Annotated in this window: 21 protein-coding genes and 1 tRNA gene; 17 read left to right on the forward strand and 5 right to left on the reverse strand. The window is 56.8% G+C overall.

Going from position 1 to position 18,247, the window contains the following annotated elements; translation table 11 throughout:
- The first annotated feature begins 39 nt into the window (after nt 1-39).
- On the forward strand, nt 40-483 hold the full coding sequence (locus ACR0C3_RS01205; RefSeq protein WP_480756757.1) for a PaaI family thioesterase: 444 nt from the start codon (nt 40-42) through the stop codon (nt 481-483).
- A 63-nt stretch (nt 484-546) separates the two neighbouring features.
- Here the strand turns inward: ACR0C3_RS01205 and ACR0C3_RS01210 are convergent, their stop codons facing one another.
- Entirely contained in the window at nt 547-774 is a 228-nt protein-coding gene (locus ACR0C3_RS01210) for a DUF1127 domain-containing protein (protein ID WP_170373748.1), read from the reverse strand.
- Between the two features lie 99 nt (nt 775-873).
- Here ACR0C3_RS01210 and ACR0C3_RS01215 point away from each other — a divergent pair, with 99 nt between their 5' ends.
- From ACR0C3_RS01215 to rpsI, 3 genes are all read left to right on the forward strand, one after another.
- Entirely contained in the window at nt 874-2,277 is a 1,404-nt protein-coding gene (locus ACR0C3_RS01215) for an aminotransferase-like domain-containing protein (protein WP_480756758.1), read from the forward strand.
- Nucleotides 2,278-2,439: 162 nt separating this feature from the next.
- Nucleotides 2,440-2,898, forward strand: coding sequence for a 50S ribosomal protein L13 (gene rplM / locus ACR0C3_RS01220; RefSeq protein WP_170373746.1), 459 nt, complete (start codon nt 2,440-2,442; stop codon nt 2,896-2,898).
- A gap of 6 nt (nt 2,899-2,904) precedes the next feature.
- Complete coding sequence (gene rpsI, locus ACR0C3_RS01225) at nt 2,905-3,390, forward strand: 30S ribosomal protein S9 (RefSeq protein ID WP_039535473.1); 486 nt, start codon at nt 2,905-2,907, stop codon at nt 3,388-3,390.
- Nucleotides 3,391-3,453: 63 nt separating this feature from the next.
- Here the strand turns inward: rpsI and ACR0C3_RS01230 are convergent, their stop codons facing one another.
- Together ACR0C3_RS01230 and ACR0C3_RS01235 are read right to left on the reverse strand one after the other, a co-directional pair.
- Entirely contained in the window at nt 3,454-4,482 is a 1,029-nt protein-coding gene (locus tag ACR0C3_RS01230; protein ID WP_480756760.1) for an alcohol dehydrogenase catalytic domain-containing protein, read from the reverse strand.
- Nucleotides 4,483-4,657: 175 nt separating this feature from the next.
- Nucleotides 4,658-5,212: a hypothetical protein gene (locus tag ACR0C3_RS01235; protein WP_480756761.1), complete on the reverse strand. Its 555-nt coding sequence runs from the start codon at nt 5,210-5,212 to the stop codon at nt 4,658-4,660.
- 1,149 nt (nt 5,213-6,361) lie between these two features.
- Between ACR0C3_RS01235 and ACR0C3_RS01240 the strand changes: the two genes are divergently transcribed.
- Complete coding sequence (locus ACR0C3_RS01240; RefSeq protein WP_480756762.1) at nt 6,362-7,633, forward strand: glycosyltransferase family protein; 1,272 nt, start codon at nt 6,362-6,364, stop codon at nt 7,631-7,633.
- Nucleotides 7,634-8,070: 437 nt separating this feature from the next.
- On the opposite strand, the gene ACR0C3_RS01245 is transcribed toward ACR0C3_RS01240, so the two are convergent.
- Nucleotides 8,071-8,160: transfer RNA gene (locus tag ACR0C3_RS01245), tRNA-Ser, on the reverse strand.
- Between the two features lie 123 nt (nt 8,161-8,283).
- Between ACR0C3_RS01245 and ACR0C3_RS01250 the strand changes: the two genes are divergently transcribed.
- From ACR0C3_RS01250 to ACR0C3_RS01290, 9 genes are all read left to right on the forward strand, one after another.
- Entirely contained in the window at nt 8,284-9,126 is an 843-nt protein-coding gene (locus ACR0C3_RS01250; RefSeq protein ID WP_480756763.1) for a DUF2059 domain-containing protein, read from the forward strand.
- On the forward strand, nt 9,126-9,926 hold the full coding sequence (locus ACR0C3_RS01255; RefSeq protein WP_480756765.1) for a DUF2059 domain-containing protein: 801 nt from the start codon (nt 9,126-9,128) through the stop codon (nt 9,924-9,926). The genes ACR0C3_RS01250 and ACR0C3_RS01255 overlap by 1 nt, the downstream gene beginning before the upstream one ends.
- Before the next feature lie 209 nt (nt 9,927-10,135).
- Nucleotides 10,136-10,747 (forward strand): 50S ribosomal protein L21, encoded by a 612-nt coding sequence (locus tag ACR0C3_RS01260; protein ID WP_480523632.1) that lies wholly within the window; start codon nt 10,136-10,138, stop codon nt 10,745-10,747.
- An 11-nt stretch (nt 10,748-10,758) separates the two neighbouring features.
- A complete protein-coding gene (rpmA, locus tag ACR0C3_RS01265) occupies nt 10,759-11,028 on the forward strand; it encodes a 50S ribosomal protein L27 (protein WP_039535512.1) in 270 nt (89 codons plus the stop codon).
- A gap of 96 nt (nt 11,029-11,124) precedes the next feature.
- Nucleotides 11,125-11,733 (forward strand): LysE family translocator, encoded by a 609-nt coding sequence (locus ACR0C3_RS01270; protein ID WP_480756766.1) that lies wholly within the window; start codon nt 11,125-11,127, stop codon nt 11,731-11,733.
- Nucleotides 11,730-12,266, forward strand: coding sequence for a GNAT family N-acetyltransferase (locus tag ACR0C3_RS01275; protein ID WP_170458229.1), 537 nt, complete (start codon nt 11,730-11,732; stop codon nt 12,264-12,266). The genes ACR0C3_RS01270 and ACR0C3_RS01275 overlap by 4 nt, the downstream gene beginning before the upstream one ends.
- Before the next feature lie 37 nt (nt 12,267-12,303).
- Nucleotides 12,304-13,338: a GTPase ObgE gene (obgE, locus tag ACR0C3_RS01280; RefSeq protein WP_170458227.1), complete on the forward strand. Its 1,035-nt coding sequence runs from the start codon at nt 12,304-12,306 to the stop codon at nt 13,336-13,338.
- On the forward strand, nt 13,326-14,432 hold the full coding sequence (gene proB, locus ACR0C3_RS01285; RefSeq protein ID WP_480756768.1) for a glutamate 5-kinase: 1,107 nt from the start codon (nt 13,326-13,328) through the stop codon (nt 14,430-14,432). Before obgE ends, proB begins: the two co-directional genes overlap by 13 nt.
- A 21-nt stretch (nt 14,433-14,453) precedes the next feature.
- A complete protein-coding gene (locus ACR0C3_RS01290; RefSeq protein WP_480756770.1) occupies nt 14,454-15,716 on the forward strand; it encodes a glutamate-5-semialdehyde dehydrogenase in 1,263 nt (420 codons plus the stop codon).
- Here the strand turns inward: ACR0C3_RS01290 and ACR0C3_RS01295 are convergent.
- Nucleotides 15,713-16,309 carry a histidine phosphotransferase family protein gene (locus ACR0C3_RS01295; protein WP_480756771.1) on the reverse strand — a complete coding sequence of 199 codons (597 nt, stop codon included), beginning with the start codon at nt 16,307-16,309 and terminating at the stop codon, nt 15,713-15,715. The genes ACR0C3_RS01290 and ACR0C3_RS01295 overlap by 4 nt on opposite strands.
- A gap of 40 nt (nt 16,310-16,349) precedes the next feature.
- Between ACR0C3_RS01295 and ACR0C3_RS01300 the strand changes: the two genes are divergently transcribed.
- From ACR0C3_RS01300 to olsA, 3 genes are all read left to right on the forward strand, one after another.
- Entirely contained in the window at nt 16,350-16,532 is a 183-nt protein-coding gene (locus ACR0C3_RS01300) for a DUF3553 domain-containing protein (RefSeq protein WP_480756773.1), read from the forward strand.
- Between the two features lie 100 nt (nt 16,533-16,632).
- Nucleotides 16,633-17,388, forward strand: coding sequence for an L-ornithine N(alpha)-acyltransferase (olsB, locus tag ACR0C3_RS01305; RefSeq protein ID WP_480756774.1), 756 nt, complete (start codon nt 16,633-16,635; stop codon nt 17,386-17,388).
- Nucleotides 17,375-18,229 carry a lyso-ornithine lipid O-acyltransferase gene (gene olsA / locus ACR0C3_RS01310; protein ID WP_480756775.1) on the forward strand — a complete coding sequence of 285 codons (855 nt, stop codon included), beginning with the start codon at nt 17,375-17,377 and terminating at the stop codon, nt 18,227-18,229. The genes olsB and olsA overlap by 14 nt, the downstream gene beginning before the upstream one ends.
- Nucleotides 18,230-18,247: the final 18 nt, after the last annotated feature.

The raw sequence follows: 18,247 nt of genomic DNA on the forward strand, positions 1-18,247 counted from the left end.
TTGGGCCAACTCTAGGGCGAGAAGTTAAGGAGGGGAAGCATGGGATTGGCGTTAAGCAAAGACGAGCTGTCGCAGTACCTTAAAGAGGTATTCCCGCAGGTTCATCGCGATTTCGTGGTTGAGGACCTGACCGAGGAGACGATCACCATGCGCCTTGTGGTCGAGGACCGTCATTTACGCCCCGGTGGTACAGTTTCAGGGCCGTCGATGTTCGGTCTGGCAGATGTTTGCGTCTATGCCATGGTGCTGGCGCGCAAGGGGCGTCAGTCCTTGGCGGTGACGACCAATAGCTCTCTGGACTTTTTGCGCAAACCTGAAGGGGGCAAAGATCTGGTCGCGGAATGTCGCCTGCTGAAACTTGGGCGCACTCTGGCGGTTGGCGATGTGTTGATTTACTCGGTCGGTTCAGATCAGCCGGTTGCGCGGGCCAGTATGACCTATTCCATCCCGCCTGACGGGTCTTTGGCTGCAAAATTCGGATAAAAAGGGCCGGGGCGAACCCCGGCCAGGGAAGAGGTCCCAAATGAATTTGGGACTGGGGATAGGTTAAAGCTGCCAGAAATAGCGCTTGATTTCGCGGTCGGCCTGCAGACGGGTCAGGCCCACATCCTTGAGCAACCTGTCATCCAGCTTTCCCAGATTGACGCGACTGCGACGACGGCGTTCCCATTGAGTGACCGCCGCCGCAAACTGCACGGCCAGCACAGCGATCAGCGGCAGCCGGGGGCTGGCGTTCAGCAGTGTAAGGGCGGGCGTGTGCATTGTGCGTGTCATCTCAGTATTCCTTTCAAATTGTATTGACACAAAGTAGCAGTGTTCGGTACATGTGTTTGATACATTCGCAATTGTGTCAAAAGCAAAGGAAGAATTGTAATGGATACAATTTGGCCGGAGACGCTGCCGAAATCCAAAGGACCTAAGTACACCCTGGTGGCTGATACAATACGAAAAGCGATTGAAAGTAAGGCGTTAGATATCGGGGCCAAACTGCCTCCTGTGCGCGAACTTGCGTATCGCCTGCAGATCACTCCGGGAACCGTCGCGCGGGCCTATACGATTTTGACCGAAGAGGGCTTGCTACAAGCTGAGGTCGGACGTGGTACATTCGTCGCCCCTCCGAAATCTCCGATTCTGGACGATGTCTGGTCTCGGCAGCTTCATCTGGCTGAGGCTCAGAATGCCAATCACGTCAGCCTGTTCAGCCCGAGGCTTGCGGATATGGGGCAGGTGTCTTTGATCCGCGAGTGTCTACAGAAAGTCGCGCAGTCTGATCCGGCTTTGTTCATGAATTATCCGACACGCGATGCGTATAAACCTATGCGTCAGGCGGTTGTTGAATGGTTGTCGGACCTGCCGCTTGGCAAATTGAGCGACGACGACATTGTACTGACACACGGAGGTCAGAACGGCCTTTGCCTTGTGTTCCAGACCATTCTGCAAGGGCCCAAACCGATCGTTATGGTCGAAGACCTCTCCTATGCCGGGTTCCGTCGCGCGGCAGAGTTGATGCGGGCCGATGTGGTTGGCATCCGAATGGACAAGTGGGGCATTGACCCGGCAGCGATGGAGCATGTCTTGCGCCAGACGCCAGCGCAGGCGGTCTGTGTCTCGCCCGAGGTTCAGAACCCGACCGGGCTGCACACCCCTTTGGAGCGGCGCAAGGAAATCGTGGAAATTGCACGGAAATACGATGTGCAGATTGTCGAGGACGACTGCTACCGGATGGGAGACGCGAAGGAACCAAGTTTTCGCGCGTTGGCCCCTGAGCGGGGATGGCACGTGTCTTCGATCTCGAAAGTGCTGACACCGTCCTTGCGCGTCGGTTTTGCCATTGCGCCCAGAGACCGGAGCGTGGATCTGCGCCGCTCAGCCGAATATGGGTACTTTGGGCTGGCGCAGCCACTGGCTGAACTGACCCGGCTACTGCTCTCTGACCCTCGCACGCGCCAAATCGCGCGAGATGTGCGCTCTCGGATGGGAGAGTATGTGCGGGTGACCGTGAATGCCTTGGGCGGCTTCGATCTAAACTGGGCGCCTGATGTGCCGTTTGTTTGGCTGCATTTGCCGTCGGGTTGGCGGGCTGCTGCGTTCAGCCGTGCGGCCGAGCGAGAAGGAATTCAACTGCGATCCGCGGATGAGTTCGCGCTGCGCGACGGGCGCGCCCCGAACGCTGTGCGCATTGCGATGAACGGGCATGTCTCGCTGCAGCGGTTCGAGGACGCGATGCTCCGTCTGCGAGCTTTGTTGGACAATCCACCTGAGCAAATCAGTGTTTGAGGTGGGGTAAAATAATACCTATTTTATAAACTATTGAAAACGTAATATAAAAACTTGATTGCGTGTGTTGACGTGCATTCTAAGCAGGTCTAAACCCCCACCATCGAATTCGGACCGCTCTATCTTGGGGCGGTCTTTCACATCAAACAGGACTATCCTGCCATGAAAACCTTTTCTGCAACACCTGCAGACATCGACAAGAAGTGGATCCTGATCGACGCCGAGGGCGTTGTTCTGGGCCGTCTTGCTTCGATCGTCGCCATGCGCCTGCGTGGCAAGCACAAAGCGTCGTTCACCCCGAACATGGACATGGGCGACAACGTCATCGTGATCAACGCTGACAAAATCCAGATGACCGGCAAGAAGCGTGAAGAGAACTTCTACTGGCACACTGGCCACCCGGGCGGCATCAAGTCGCGCACCAAACAGCAGATCCTGGAAGGTGCACATCCTGAGCGCGTTGTCGTTCAGGCCGTTAAGCGCATGTTGCCGGGCAACCGTCTGGCGCGTCAGCAAATGACCAACCTGCGCGTTTATGCCGGTGCCGAGCATCCCCACGAGGCGCAAGCGCCCGAAGTTCTGGACGTTAAGTCCATGAACAAGAAAAACACCCGGAGCTAATGACCGATGGCTGATCAGATCAATACTCTCGAAGAGCTGAGCGCCGTCGCAGGCGTTGAAACCGTGGCCGAAGAAGTCATCGTACGTGAACCCGTACGTGATGAGCTGGGCCGCTCCTACGCCACCGGCAAGCGTAAAGACGCTGTTGCCCGCGTTTGGATCAAGCCGGGTTCCGGCAAAGTCACCGTGAACGGCAAAGACCAGGACAAGTACTTCGCGCGTCCGGTTCTGCAGCTGATCCTGCGCCAGCCGTTCCAGGTTGCCGGTGTGGAAGGTGAATTCGACGTTGTTGCAACCGTCAAAGGCGGTGGCCTGACCGGTCAGGCCGGTGCGGTCAAGCACGGCATCTCGAAAGCGCTGCAACTTTACGATCCGTCGCTGCGTGGCGCTCTGAAAGCCGCTGGCTTCCTGACCCGCGACAGCCGCGTTGTGGAACGTAAGAAATACGGTAAGCGCAAAGCGCGTCGTTCGTTCCAGTTCTCGAAGCGTTAATCGCTGCGAACAACGAATTTCAAAAGGGCTCGCAATCGCGGGCCCTTTATTCTTTTCAAAGGGTTAGGGCGTGATCATCACCTTCCCTTCGCTCGTTTTCAAAGCGTCCGCTAGGTTGGTGATCAGATCGCCCAGTGTCAGACGCTCTGATACATCCGTTTTCCAACGACCGTCCGCGAAACGCGCTTGAACCTCGGTCACAACGCGCATCTGGTCGGCCGGAGGGGTGGTCATCATCCAGTTTGTTAGCCAGAATCCATCGATCCGTTTGCCCATGAAGATCAGTTGCCCGGTTTGGGTCAGGGTCGGGGCGTCGCTGCCGAGTTTGCCATAACAAATCCAGCGCGCGCGATTGGGCATGGCGCAGAATATCTGCTCGGACAGAGGGTCCATAACAGCGTCGAGAAAGACGCGGGGCTTCAACTTGGCGCTCAGTTCGGCAAATTGGTGCGCAACGTCAGGGTCCGTTGTGACCAGAACTTCCGCAGCCCCAAGCTCTTTCAGCATCGGAGCAGCCTCAGCGCGCCGCACCATGGCGATGGGTTTCAAGCCCAGATCCCGCCCAAGGCTGCACATCAGCTTGCCCAACTGGCTGGTTGCGGCTGAAACAACAAACGCATCGCCGTCTACCTTGGCCATATCGACCATGGCCATCGCTGTCAGCGGATTGACGATCTGCGCAGCCCCGTCATCGTCCGAGATGTCGGGGCGCAGAGGGATGCACATTTGCATCTGGGTCACGACATATTCGGCCCACGCTCCTGATCCGGCGGCAACAAAGGCGACGCGCAGGCCTTGTAGACCTTCCGCACCCTTGCCCGTTTCCACAACATCTCCGCACCCTTCAAAGCCCGCAGCGGCACCTTTGACGCGGGGTTGGCCGTATTCGCCTTTGATGAAGTGAATGTCTGACGGATTGACCGAAGCGGTGCGGAGCCGGATCAAAACCTGTCCGGGGCCGGGGGTAGGGACGGGCAATTCGGCGTCTGCCAACCACTCAGACGCGTCTTTGATCATGGGGCCTGTCATGGTGCCGGAATAGCCGTCATGTTTCAGGACAACGGCGCGCATGGTAGAGGGCAAGTCGGTCATTGGTCAGTCCTTGAGTGGCGCCAGGGTCACCGGATCAGACTTAAGCCTGATGGCAAAGAAAAGCGGCGCGGGGTTCTTGTTGGGTCAAGCCAAACAAAAGCCCCGCGCCGCGTCAATTCAGCCGCGATCTAACGTCACGGCATGTGGATAAGGCCGCCCGTGGACAGCCTGATCCTTATTGGCTCATCGCATTTTGCAGGTCCTGAAGCTTGGTCAGAACAGCCTCGGGCGAGGCTTTGATCTCATCCAGGATCTTGATCACCTGATCTTTGACACCCTGTGCCATCTCGCTGTTCTGGACAGAGTCGACCATGGCGTCATAGTCGAAGTTCTGAGCTGTCAGCAAGCCCTCTTCAACCCAAGAGTTGAACAACTCCTGACCTTGGTTCGCTAGAGAGGCAACCTGATCACCGGCTTGGTCTGCAGCCTCGGAGGCCTGATCTGCGATCGAATTGGCTGCCTCAGTGGCCTGATCCGCCACAGATGACGCGGCCTCAGAGGCCTGTTCGGTCAGAGATGACGCCGCTTCGCTGGCTTGTTCCGTGGCCGATTCCAGCGCTTCGCTTGCGGCGTCCTGCACGGCCGAGGCCGCTTCGCTGACGGCATCGCTCGCATCCTCGGCTGCGGCTTCAAGTCTTTCGGCCGGCGTCGGTTCAGGTTGGTTGAGATAGAAATACCCGCCTGCGCCAAGACCGACGAGGACGATGATGATAAGAAGAGTACGCGACATTATGTGTCTCCTTTGGAAATTTGTGCCGCTGGGATGATCCAAATCTAGGACGACTCAAAGGGGAATTCTTGTGATTTCTCAGCAGAATACGGGTTTGGGCCAAGCTACGCTGATTGGGCGACTTGATCCGGCGACAAAGCGCCCACCGCTTTGCGCTTTGCATTGAATTTTGATGATATCGCATTACCGCGTTGAGCCCGGCGTTTGAGGTATAAGCGTTGTAAGAGAACGTGGTGCCGAGCGAAACCTGCGACGATGCTCGCACTTTACTGTTCGGTCGAATTTTTGGTCTTATGTGAAGGACTTCACTGCCTTTGACCCCAAAATGACCGACACTGCCGTCAGACGGGGTAAAAGAGGCATTGTGGGGGTCGCGCTCGGGTTCGGTCCCCAAATTAACGAGTAACGTCTTTTGTTTGAATAGGCCTATTGGGCCAAAAGGGGCACTGATCTCTCACTTTGTGGTTGAATGTGAGGGGCGGTGTGAGGGGGGCTGGATGAGGGGGTCTTGGCCAGCCCCTCTCTTTGCGCGAAAAGATAGACCTGTCGGCCTGAGAAAGCAAAGAAGCCAATTGGAATTTATGGCGGAGAGTCTTTTCGGTGCCCAAAAAAGTCAATGAGCTATCATCAGCCAAGGCTCGGAAACTCACTCATCCCGGCGAAAAAGACTAACCCTTCTTTCATGCGGTGGGCAGTGTTGGCCGTCCAATCTACGGATCAAACCTGAGAACGCCAAAAGCAGGATGGTTCGTTACGCCAGACCATTGGCGGGCAAGTTGCGGAAGACGCGCCTCGGTCCCTTCCTGAAATTGGGTTTTCTGATGCTCGCAACGCCGCCCGCGAGGTCAAGGCGCAGGTCCGCGTCGGCATTGATCAAATAGATCAGGTGAACACGTGAGGGCGGAGGCCAAGGCAGAGGCGCAAGAAAATGCGTTGCAGGCAATCGAAGTGCTAGGCGTAAGTGTCAGTGTCTTGACTCCAGAAGGCCGCCACGCCTCAAAACTACCATTAAATTTAGACCCTTATGTAGCCGCTGAGCGGACGAAGCTGCCTTTACTCTTGGTTCCACATAGCGGAAAGTTGAGATAGAACATTCAGTCGCGCGCGGCCTTGAAGGACACGTAACCGGCCAATAAAACACAGGCGTCAATGATCAACTTAGGCACATTCTGGCACAACGATTTCTACAGATACCGAAATGGCGCACACCCGCTGGTGTGCTCGTTTATCAAGGACGCCAAAAGGTTCAACACAGTAAAGATAGATGCAGTAGTACCAGGAAGAGTCAAAAGACTAATAAGAAAGCGCATGGAGCCTTTGACTGAATTGGGAAGGCAGAAGAAACGCTTGCACTCTCACCTCGAGCAATACGGCCTGGCATCATATTATGGGCAGTTTTCATATTATTTTGGTGAGTGTTTGGCGGATTTTGACGATTTTCCGGCCGTGGTCACCTTTGATCATACTAGTCCTCCAGTTCTACGAAATCGCCCCTATGTTTTTCATTTTGAGAGTTTTCCTACACTTTTCACCCCGATACGCCCGACGGGAACACGCAGCATTCCAATAGAGTTGCAGCACAAAGTTATCTCCATGTTGGCGGATAGTTTCAGGCAGGACACTTGCATCCTTATCTTCAGTCACCTGAAGTCATCAGTGGATATTTTTCATCGTGTTTTCCATGATTATCCGGACATTTGCAGGAAATGCATATATATTCCACTTGGAATAGAAGCGCCGTCCATGACGCAAGACGAGCTTGATCAAAAGTTTTCGCCCGATCAAAAGATACGGATTCTATTCACGAATTCCCTACACAATCAACCGGCATCGTTTTTCAAAAGAGGTGGGCATCTATTGCTGTCGGCGCTCGAAAATCTTGGAAACTGGCAAGATCGTTTTGAGCTGACAATCGTTTCTTCCATTGACGACGAAATCAAACACCGGTTTTCACCCGAGCTTTTGCGGCAAATCACCTGGTACGACACGTTTGTGCCCTTTGAGAAGATGAAAGCCCTCAAGGATCAGGCTCACATCTTTGCTATGCCAGCAATTGGCCTACACTCCTACAGCCTGCTTGAAGCAATACGTTCCTATAGCATCCCGATCATTTCGGACGCGCTTGGATACGAAGAGTTCTTTCGGGAAAAGGATGCGAATCTTTGGCTGTATCAGATGAAAGGGGTCCGCGATCGACACTATTTTGAGGAGGAAACCGGTTGGGTTAGTGAAGACTATACCTCATATGATCTACTCAATGACGATTACATAGAACAGGTCAGTAGCTTCCTCGAATCGCTTTCGGGGGTCGAGAGTCTACGATCGCACGCAGAGGCCAACGCGGAGGTAATCCATCGCAATCACGACCTGAAATCATCTCAAACCACCTTTGCGAGAGCCCTCGAAGAAGCATTCAAGTGACCCACCAGGAAGGTATCGGTCGGGAACGGAAAATCCATCCAACTCAACTGTTCATATTTTTCAGGCCACCTATGTCATGTACTGGATTGTCGCCGGTACCCAGGTGGACGGTATAAGAGCCTTGAAACCCTAACGGCTCGATAACTAGTGAACCGCGAGGGATACTGCTGAAACCCAGTACTGCCGTAAATTGGGCGTGTTAGGATCGCAGCAAAATCAGGACCAAGCGGGCCGGGGGTGTTGCCGTGCCTCAGGGTCTTGAGCTTGGGCAAAGCCGCCGAGCCGGTGCAATCCATGCCCCTGATAACCCAGCCAAAACCGCATCAAAATCGGTTGATAGGCGCGAAAAACAGGGCGAAAAATCACCGTTTCCACGTTGACACCTATTTTGGCGCATAGGGCCGAACTTGGGGAAAGAAAGTAAAATGAATGGTTTCTGGCGGAGAGACAGGGATTCGAACCCTGGGTGGGCTTGCACCCACAACGGTTTTCGAGACCGCCCCGTTCGACCACTCCGGCACCTCTCCGCGGGGGTCTGTGAGGGGGGGATTTAGTGAGGAACGCGCAGGGGTGCAAGCAGAAAATTCCCAGAATTCACATTCCTTGGATTTTCCATTGCCTGCCGCAACAAAACACCTAGGCTGATAGGCATGAAAAATCGAGTTGAGCGTTCTGTTGTCCCATTGCTCGCGCTGCTTGTCGCGCTTGTTTGGATCCCTGTTTCTTCGGTTGCGGCCAACCGCGACCGGATCGAAGCCTTCCTCAATACCACCGGGTTTGATGTGGCGCTGGAGAGTATCGCGCTGGCGTCCGGCTCTGCCCCTGAAATGCTGGGCATTGATCCTGATGGGTTCGGATCAGACTGGACCCGCCTTACCGAAGAGGTTTTCGATACCCAGCTTATGCATGAAACGGCGGTCTCGATTCTCGAAGAGACGTTGAGCGATGAGGCGTTGGCTCATGCGGTTGAGTTTTATGCCTCGGATCTCGGTCAAAGGCTGGTCGAGGTCGAAAACGCTGCGCATCTGAATGACGACGAAGAGGCCAAACAGCAGGAGGGGCAGGAAATCGTGGCCGGTCTTGTGCAGGATGGCTCGCCCCGGGTGGAGCAGCTCAAGCGGATGAACAATGCGATTGATGCCAGCGGGACTTCGTTGCGCGCTTTGCAGGAGATCCAATTGCGGTTTCTTCTGGCGGCCAGCGCGTCTGGCGTGATTGACCTGCAGTTGGACGCGGATGAGCTGCGGTTGATGCTGAGGCAGAATGAGGCCGGGATGCGCCAGGCACTGCAACTTTCGGCGCTGGCAGGGGCGGCCTATACCTATCAGGATTTCTCGGACGCGGAGGTCGAGGCCTATGCCGAGGCGCTTGAACAGCCATTGATGCAAGAGGTCTATGAGCTTCTGAACGCTATCCAATATGAAATCATGGCCATGCGGTTTGAGGTTCTGGCTGTCCGGATGGCAGACCTTCATCCGGCTCAGGATATCTGATGCGTCTGGCACTAGCCTTTGCGGTGACATTGCTTTGGGCGCTGCCAGCTGTCGCGAATGAACGGGCCAATCGGCTAGCGCATGCCATGAAGCTGGATCAGGTTGTGGGAATTCTGATCGAAGAAGGCATGGTTCATCAGCAGGAACTCGAAGAGAGCCTGTTGGACGGTGACGGAGGCCCTCTCTTTCACGATGAGGTTGAGGAGATCTACAATCACTCCTGGATGAAGTCCCGTCTGACCGAAGCCTTCGCCGAGGGAATGACGAAAGAGCAGATGGACCAGGCAATCGTTTTCTTCGAAAGCGATCTGGGGCAGACGATCGTAACGCTGGAGAACTCGGCCCGCAAAGCCTTTGCCGATGAGGCGATCGAAGAGATGGCGAATGAGGCCTATGAGGGCACGGAACCCGACTCGCCGCGGTTCGAACTGGTCGAAGAATACATCCGTGCAAATGACCTGATTGACCAGAACGTCCAAGGCTCGCTGAGTGCGGATTACAACTTTTTCCTGGGGCTCTACGGCGACAGTTTAGCCGAATACGAAGAGGTTCTGGATGGGTTGCTGGCGCAGAAAGACACGGTGACGGCCGAAACGACCACATGGTTGTACTCCTTTCTGCTTCTGGCCTATCAGCCGCTGAACGAGGTCGAGATGCGCGAGAATATTGCGTTTTCCAGAACCGAGACCGGGCAGGCCTTGAACGCGGCCCTTTTCAAAGGGTTTGACGAGATGTTTGATGGGATTTCGTACCGTCTGGGCGCGGCGGTGGCGCAGGTTTGGCAATCCTCTGATCTCTGACCAGTCTTGGGTGTTGACTTTGCCTTTCATTATGTGGATAAGCGCGCATCCCGGCCGGTTCTCCGCGCCGGGTGTCGTTATTATATGACCCTTCGAAACTTCGCGGGGTCTTCCACACAGCCCAAACAGGGCGCGCTGTTCGAGGTGGCTTTCAAGCCAAAAACGCCCGGTAGGGGACCACAGAACGCGGGTTAGAAAAGGAAAGACGCATGTTTGCGGTCCTCAAGACTGGCGGCAAGCAGTACAAGGTTCAGGCGGGCGACGTGCTCCGCGTTGAAAAACTGGCTGCCGACGCAGGTGAAAAAGTTCAATTCAACGATGTTCTGATGCTGGGCGGCGACGCTCCGGTTGTTGGTGCACCTTTCGTTGAAGGCGCAGGCGTACAGGCCGAAGTGATCGAACAGATCAAAGGTGACAAGGTCATCAAATTCGTTAAGCGCCGTCGTAAGCACAGCTCGAAGCGCACCGTTGGCCACCGTCAGAAGCTGACACTGGTCAAAATCACCGACATCCTGTCGTCGGGCGCTGACAAGTCGGGCATCAAAGCTGCAACCGGATCTGCTCCGGCTGGCGAAGCGGCACCTGCTGTAAAGCCTGCCAAGAAAGCAGAAGCCAAAGCAGAGGCACCCGCCGCTGCTGCCGCTGACGATCTGACCAAGCTGAACGGTGTTGGCCCTGCCGCTGCCAAAAAGCTGGTTGAAGCCGGTATCGAGAGCTTTGCCGCTCTGGCCGCCTTGTCGGACGAGCAGATTGCTGCTATCGACACCATCAAAGTGAAACCCGAATGGGTTGAGCAAGCCAAAGAGCTGGCTCAAGGCTAAGGAGAGAGAGAATGGCACATAAAAAAGCTGGCGGTTCCTCCCGTAACGGTCGCGACTCAGCTGGTCGCCGCCTTGGCGTGAAACTGTATGGTGGCCAGGCGGCCATCGCAGGCAACATCATCGTACGTCAGCGCGGCACCAAGTTCTGGCCGGGCGAAGGCGTAGGCATGGGCAAAGACCACACAATCTTTGCAACCACCGATGGCGCCGTAAAGTTCCATAAGGGACTCAAAAACCGCACCTTCATTTCGGTCCTGCCAGTGGCGGAGGCCGCAGAGTAAGCCGAAACCCAGAAGGTTTAATAAAAAATTCATGGGGGACCGGCAGAAAATGCCGGTCCCTTTTTCGTTTTAACGCAGTCGTGATCCAGAACAACAATGCCCGTCGCAACCACTAGCTTTCTCATCTTTGCCGCCTCACAGGTCGGCACGCCGGGACCGGCCAACATGGTTCTGATGGGAACAGGTGCGCGCTATGGCTTTCGCGCCGCTTTGCCCTTTGTGGCCGGGGTCGTTTTGGGCAAGCAGTTGATCATTTGGCCCGTGGGCTTTGGTCTGATGCGGGTTGCCGATCAGGCTCCGCTGGCGTTTGAGGTGCTGAAATACGCTTCTGCCGCCTATATTTGCTGGCTGGCTTGGAAGATTGCCAATCTCAGGCTGTCTCGTGCAGCGGCGGATGGGAAAGCACCGGGCTTTATGTCCGGGCTCATCGTGCATCCGCTGAACCCCAAGGCCTGGGCGATGATCATTGCAGGGTTCACGGGGTTTGTTGCGGCGGGGACGTCCAGTTTTGAGGCGACACTCACGATCGCTCTTTGTTTGTTGTTCTGCCAGATGGTTTTGCACCCGATCTGGACATTTGCAGGGGACCGGATCGCCCATGTGGTTGAAGGTCGGCCTGCGGAAAAATATCTGATGTGGACGCTCGCCAGTCTGACTGTTGCGTCCGTACTTTTTGTGTTGTTCGGAGGAGGAACGCACTCATGAAACTTGAAGCAATCATAAATCAGCCGGTCATCGAAACCGAGCGGTTCGACCTGCGCCCTCTGCGCCGGTCGGATATGGGGCTTATCGAACACTATGCAGGCGATGAGCGTGTGGCGCGTATGACCACATCGATCCCGCACCCGCTGCCGCCGGGCTCGATTGAGGCTTTCGTGACTCGCTCGATGGCGGAAGACCGGGATGAGGACGTCTGGGCGATGGATGCCACCAAGGACGGCGGACCCGAGCTGATTGGCCTGATCTCTCTGCAGCGGCTCGATCGCAACCAGTCCGAGGTTGGCTATTGGGTCGCGCCTGTCTATTGGAACACGGGCATTGCCTCGATGGCAGTTGAGGCCCTGGTCGGTGCCAATCCGCTTGAGAACGCCAATATGTTCGCCAGCGTGTTTCAGGACAACCCAGCCTCGGCGCGGGTACTGACCCATTGCGGGTTCCAGTATCTGGGCGATGCAGAAAGCTATTCGGTGGCGCGCGACGCGAATGTGCCCACCTGGACCTATACAAAGAAACTCTGACTTGTGGCCGATGGGGCCTTTGCAGTAGGGGACACTCATGAAATTTCTCGATCTAGCAAAGGTCTACATCCGGTCCGGGGCCGGAGGTGGCGGCTGCGTCAGCTTCCGACGCGAAAAGTACATTGAATACGGCGGCCCTGATGGCGGGGACGGCGGCAAGGGCGGCTCTGTCTGGGCCGAGGTCGTGGACGGGCTGAACACCCTGATCGACTTCCGCTATCAGCAGCACTTCTTTGCCAAGAACGGACAACCGGGCCGCGGTCAGCAGCGTACCGGTAAGGATGGTGACGACATCATCCTGCGCGTTCCCGTCGGGACTGAGATCCTTGATGAGGACGAAGAGACCGTGATCTGCGACCTGACCGAGGTCGGGCAGCGGGTTCTGTTGGCCAAAGGTGGCAATGGTGGTTTTGGCAACCTCCACTTCAAATCGGCCACCAACCAGGCACCACGTCGGGCCAATCCGGGGCAGGCGGGTATTGACCGCACCATCTGGCTGCGGCTGAAACTGATTGCGGATGTTGGCCTGTTGGGCATGCCCAATGCAGGCAAATCGACCTTTCTGGCCGCAACTTCGAACGCGCGGCCCAAGATTGCAGACTATCCGTTTACCACGCTGCACCCCAATCTGGGCGTGGTCGGCGTAGACAATGTGGAATTTGTAGTGGCCGACATTCCCGGCCTGATTGAAGGGGCTCATGAAGGGCGCGGGATCGGTGACCGCTTTCTCGGTCACGTTGAACGCTGTGCCGTGTTGCTGCATCTGGTCGATGGCACTTCGGAAACCGTGGCGGATGACTACCGCACCATCATCCATGAGCTTGAGGCTTATGGAGGAGAACTGGCCGAGAAACCTCGGATCACGGTGCTGAACAAGGTCGACGCGCTGGATGACGAAGAACGTGATCTGGCCAAGGCCGAGCTGGAAGAGGCCGTTGGCGGCCCCGTCATGACCATGTCCGGCGTCGCGCATCTGGGCGTGACCGAGGTGCTGCGCGCCCTACGTGCTCAGATCGACGAAAACCGCCTGCGCCAGAAACCCGCCGAGGAGGCCGCGCCGTGGCAACCCTGACCGCAGCCCGTCGGCTGGTGGTCAAGATCGGGTCTGCTTTGTTGGTGGATCGGAACACGGGACAGCTACGCTCAGATTGGCTGAAATCACTGGCTCAGGATGTGGCCTGGCTGAAAGGGCAGGGCACGGACGTGATTCTGGTGTCTTCTGGCTCGATCGCTTTGGGGCGCGGTGTTTTGGGCCTGCCCGCAGCGGCGTTGGCTCTGGAGCAGTCACAGGCTGCAGCTGCTGTTGGTCAGATCCGTCTGGCGCGTGCCTATGAAGAGGCGCTGACCCCGCATCAGATCACCACGGCCCAAGTGCTGGTGACGCTCGAGGATAGCGAGGATCGTCGCCGCTATCTGAACTCGCGCGCGACACTTGAGACGCTTTTGGGCCTTGGCGTGGTGCCTATCGTAAACGAGAACGATACAGTCGCCACGGATGAAATCCGATACGGCGACAATGATCGGCTGGCAGCACAGATCGCGGTAACCGTTGGTGCGGACCAGTTGATCCTTCTGTCGGATGTGGACGGGTTTTATACCGGCAATCCGAACGAGGATGCCTCGGCCACGCGCTACGACACGATCGACCAAATCACGCCCGAGATTGAGTCGATGGCCGGAGACGCCGGTTCAGGCCTCTCAAAGGGTGGCATGAAGACCAAGCTAATGGCTGCCAAAATGGCCACGGCCGCAGGTTGCGATATGGCGATCACCGAAGGTTCGAAGCTCAATCCTTTGCAATCGCTTGAGAATGGCGCGAACAGCACGTGGTTCACTGCAACGCTTGATCCGCATGCAGCGCGCAAGCGCTGGATCTCGGCGATGAAACCGCGCGGAGAGATCACGATCGACGACGGCGCCGCAAAGGCGCTTTCAAATGGCAAAAGCCTGTTGCCTGCGGGTATCGTCGAAGTGACCGGTGATTTCGGACGCGGCGATCCGGTTGCCATTCTTGATCTGCAAGAGCGTCGACTGGCGCAGGGCATCAGCCGCTATACCGCGCAAGAGGCTGACGCAATCAAAGGACGAAAATCCTCAGAGATTGAGGCAACGCTGGGCTACCCTGGTCGTGCAGCGCTGATCCACAGGGACGATTTGGCGCTATAAGGGCGCAGAAAGGCTTAGATTATGAAGGATCTCGACAATATTCCCGCTCTGATGGCCGATCTGGGTAAACGCGCCAAAGCTGCCGCGCGCGAGCTGGCCTTTGCCTCGGCGGAGCGTAAACATGCAGCCCTGATCGCAGCGGCTGAGGCCGTCTGGGCCAATCGCGCTCAGATCATCGAAGCCAACAAGAAAGATCTGGAGTTCGGACGCGAAAAGGGCCTGAGCCCTGCCATGATGGACCGTCTGATGCTGGATGAGGACCGTATTCAGGGTATGGTCGATGGCCTACGCACGGTGGCTGATCAAACCGATCCGGTCGGCGAGGTGATGACCGAATGGGACATGCCCTCGGGCCTCAACATTCAGCGGGTGCGCACGCCGTTGGGTGTCATTGGGGTGATTTACGAAAGCCGGCCCAATGTGACGGCGGATGCGGGGGCGTTATGCCTGAAGTCTGGCAACGCCGTAATTCTGCGAGGTGGGTCTGAGAGCTTTCATTCCTCCACCGCCATTCACGCCTGCCTGGTCGAGGGTTTGAAGGCCGCGAACTTGCCTGAGGATTCTATTCAACTCGTGCCGACTCGCGACCGCGCGGCGGTGCAGGAATTGCTGACCATGACCGACTATGTCGACGTCATTGTTCCGCGTGGCGGCAAAGGGCTGGTAGGGCTGGTTCAGCGTGAGGCGCGTGTACCGGTCTTCGCCCATCTAGAAGGCATCGTGCATATCTACATCGACAAGGCCGCCGACCCGCAAAAGACCTTGGACGTGGTGCTGAACGCCAAGACCCGGCGTACCGGTATTTGTGGCGCGGCAGAGTGTCTGTTGATCCATCAGGGTGTGGCCGAAACCCTCGGGCGCGACGTGATTGCCGCGCTTTTGGCCGCAGGGGTCGAGGTTCATGCCGAAGGTGTTCTGGCCGTCGATGGAACCACCCAAGCCACCTCTGAGGATTGGGGCAAAGAGTTTCTGGACAGCATCATTGCTGCCAAACCTGTTGCCGACATCGACGCCGCCATTGCGCATATCCAGCAATATGGCTCGAACCACACCGATTGCATCATGACCGAGGATGACGCGGCGGCTGACCGCTTCTTTGAACGGCTGGACAGCGCTATCCTGATGCACAACGCCTCAACGCAGTTTGCGGATGGCGGTGAGTTCGGAATGGGCGCTGAGATCGGCATTGCCACGGGCAAAATGCATGCACGTGGTCCTGTCGGTGCAGCACAACTGACCAGTTTTCAATATCTGGTGCGCGGGAACGGTACGACCCGAGCCTAGAACCTCAGGGTGACGCGGGTTGTGCCGGTCTCGACCGCAACCCGCCGCCCCATGGCCGCCGCCGTTTCCGGCAGCAAGGCAAACTGAACCTGCGCAGGGGTGAGTTTGTTGGCGAAGTTGCCCGTGGCAGCATTCTTCCACAAGTCATTGTCAATGTTGAGTTTATCGGCCGTCCCAGTCACCTGCCAACTGGTGTCAGAGGTCGAGATATCGACCTGCCCACCAAACGGCATCGCGCTCTCGCAGCACATAAGGGCCAGAAAGGCCAGTTTGACCTGATTGCGTGGCACAGCCTCGGTCAGGTTCCAGTTGACCCACACACGACCTGCTCGTTCCACGTCTTTTAGCAACTCGGCGACCTCGCTGCGCCCCAATGGCTGGTCGCTGGCCGAGCCAAAGGCCACGCGAAAAAACCGAATGCGCGCGCCAGCACTGCCGACACTGCCCGAGATCAGCTCCATCTCGGGGCCTTGCACCGCGCCGACCATATCCAACAACTCCAGCCCGTTGGTGATGGCCCCGATCGGGCTGATCACATCGTGACAAATGCGCGAGCCAATCAGCTCGGCCAGGTTGACGTCTGTGGCGCCCATGCGTACCTCCTGCTGTATCTGCCACCGGACCGGAGCCCCAATGACAGACCTCAATGCCATTCTTGCACCGGGCATGTTTGTCCGCCACCCCGATTTCCCCGATTGGGGCGTTGGACAGGTGCAGTCCAATATCGGGGGCAAGATTACCGTGAACTTCCGCGAGCAGGGGAAAGTGGTAATCGACGGTACGCGTATCGCCTTGATGCCGGTCCTTGATCCGTGAAACTGGTTTAGGAAAGGTTAACGCCAGACGCCAGATGGGACCCGTATTGCCTTTGGGGGAACAGCTGCGGTATCAGCCGGAGGCAACTTCAAGGAACGATATGCCGGATTCAGGCCCTTCTTTCACCATCCGACTCGCTGAAACCGAACAGGACCTGCGCGCCGCGCAGCGCCTGCGCTACGACGTGTTTGTACGCGAATTAGGTGGTAGCGGAGAGATGGTTGATCACGATGCAGGACTGGAGCAGGACAAGTTCGATCCGTATTTCGATCACATGTTGGCGATAGATGATCAAACTGGGGAAACTGTCGGCGTTTACAGGCTGTTACCGGGCGAACGTGCAGCAGAGTTGGGCCAGTTTTACTCCGAAGATGAGTATGATCTGACCGTTCTGAAGCAAAGCGGTCGCAAGCTACTGGAGCTTGGCCGGTCTTGCCTGCATCCGGACTATCGCGGCGGCACGGCCATGTATCACCTGTGGAACGGTTTGGCGGCCTATGTCAACGAGCGTGAGATCGAGGTTTTGTTCGGTGTTGCCAGCTTTCACGGCACCGATGTCACAGCGCTCGCCCAGCCCTTGTCGATGCTGCATCACAACCACCTGGCGCCCGAAGATCTGCGGGTGCGCGCGCAGCCAGATGTGTTTCAATCCATGAACCTCGTGGCACCCGAAGACCTCGACCGCCGGGTGGCCATGGTGCAGGTGCCTGCGCTGATCAAAGCCTATCTGCGTTTGGGCGGTTTCGTGGGCGAGGGGGCCTTTATCGACCACAGCTTTAACACCACAGATGTCTGCTTGATCCTAGATACCGCTCGGATGAACGAGCGGCAAAAGCGCATCTATGGCGGAGCCTAATCCCGTGAGTGATCCGCTTTGGAACAGTGAAGACGCGCCGGATGCGATTCACCTTGGCGTTCTGGGGTGGGTATTGGTTTTCTTGCGCGGTGTGCCGTTGGCGCTGCTGGTCTTTGGTGGCTTGATCATCTTGCTGGCGATACGCCTGATCGAACTCCCCTTATTCGGTATTCGCCGACCAATAACTCCGTTCATCACCCAATTTGTTTGCCGCAACGCCTTTCGCATTCTGGGCATAGGTTTTCGCACTTCCGGAGATCTGATGGCTGAGCGTGGTGCAGTGGTGGCCAACCACACCTCCTGGCTGGATATTTTTGCGCTGAACGCGCGCAAAAGGGTGTATTTCGTTTCCAAGGCCGAAGTGGCGAATTGGCCCGGTATCGGCTGGTTGGCGCGCGCGACCGGAACGGTTTTTATCGAACGGGACCGGAAGAAGGCAAGAGAACAAACGCAGGTGTTCGAAACCCGCCTGAAAGCGGGGCATAAGCTGCTGTTTTTTCCTGAGGGAACCTCGACCGACGGCCTCAGGGTTTTGCAATTTAAAACAACGCTCTTTGCCGCGTTCTTCGCGGATGAGTTGAGAGATTTCATGTATGTGCAGCCGGTCTCGGTGGTGTTTCACGCTCCTGTGGGTGAACCGGACCGGTTTTACGGTTGGTGGGGCGACATGGATTTCGGCCCGCATTTGCTGAAGACGCTCGGCGCGCGCAGGCAGGGGGCGGTCGAGCTGATTTATCATGCACCTGCCAAGGTCAGCGACTTTGAAAACCGCAAGGCGCTGGCCGCGCATTGCGAAGAGGCTGTCCGTCACGCGCACAGCTTGGCGCGGCTTGAAAAATAAGGGCGATAGGCCCTTGCG

The organism is Ruegeria sp. CK3 (assembly GCF_056536565.1).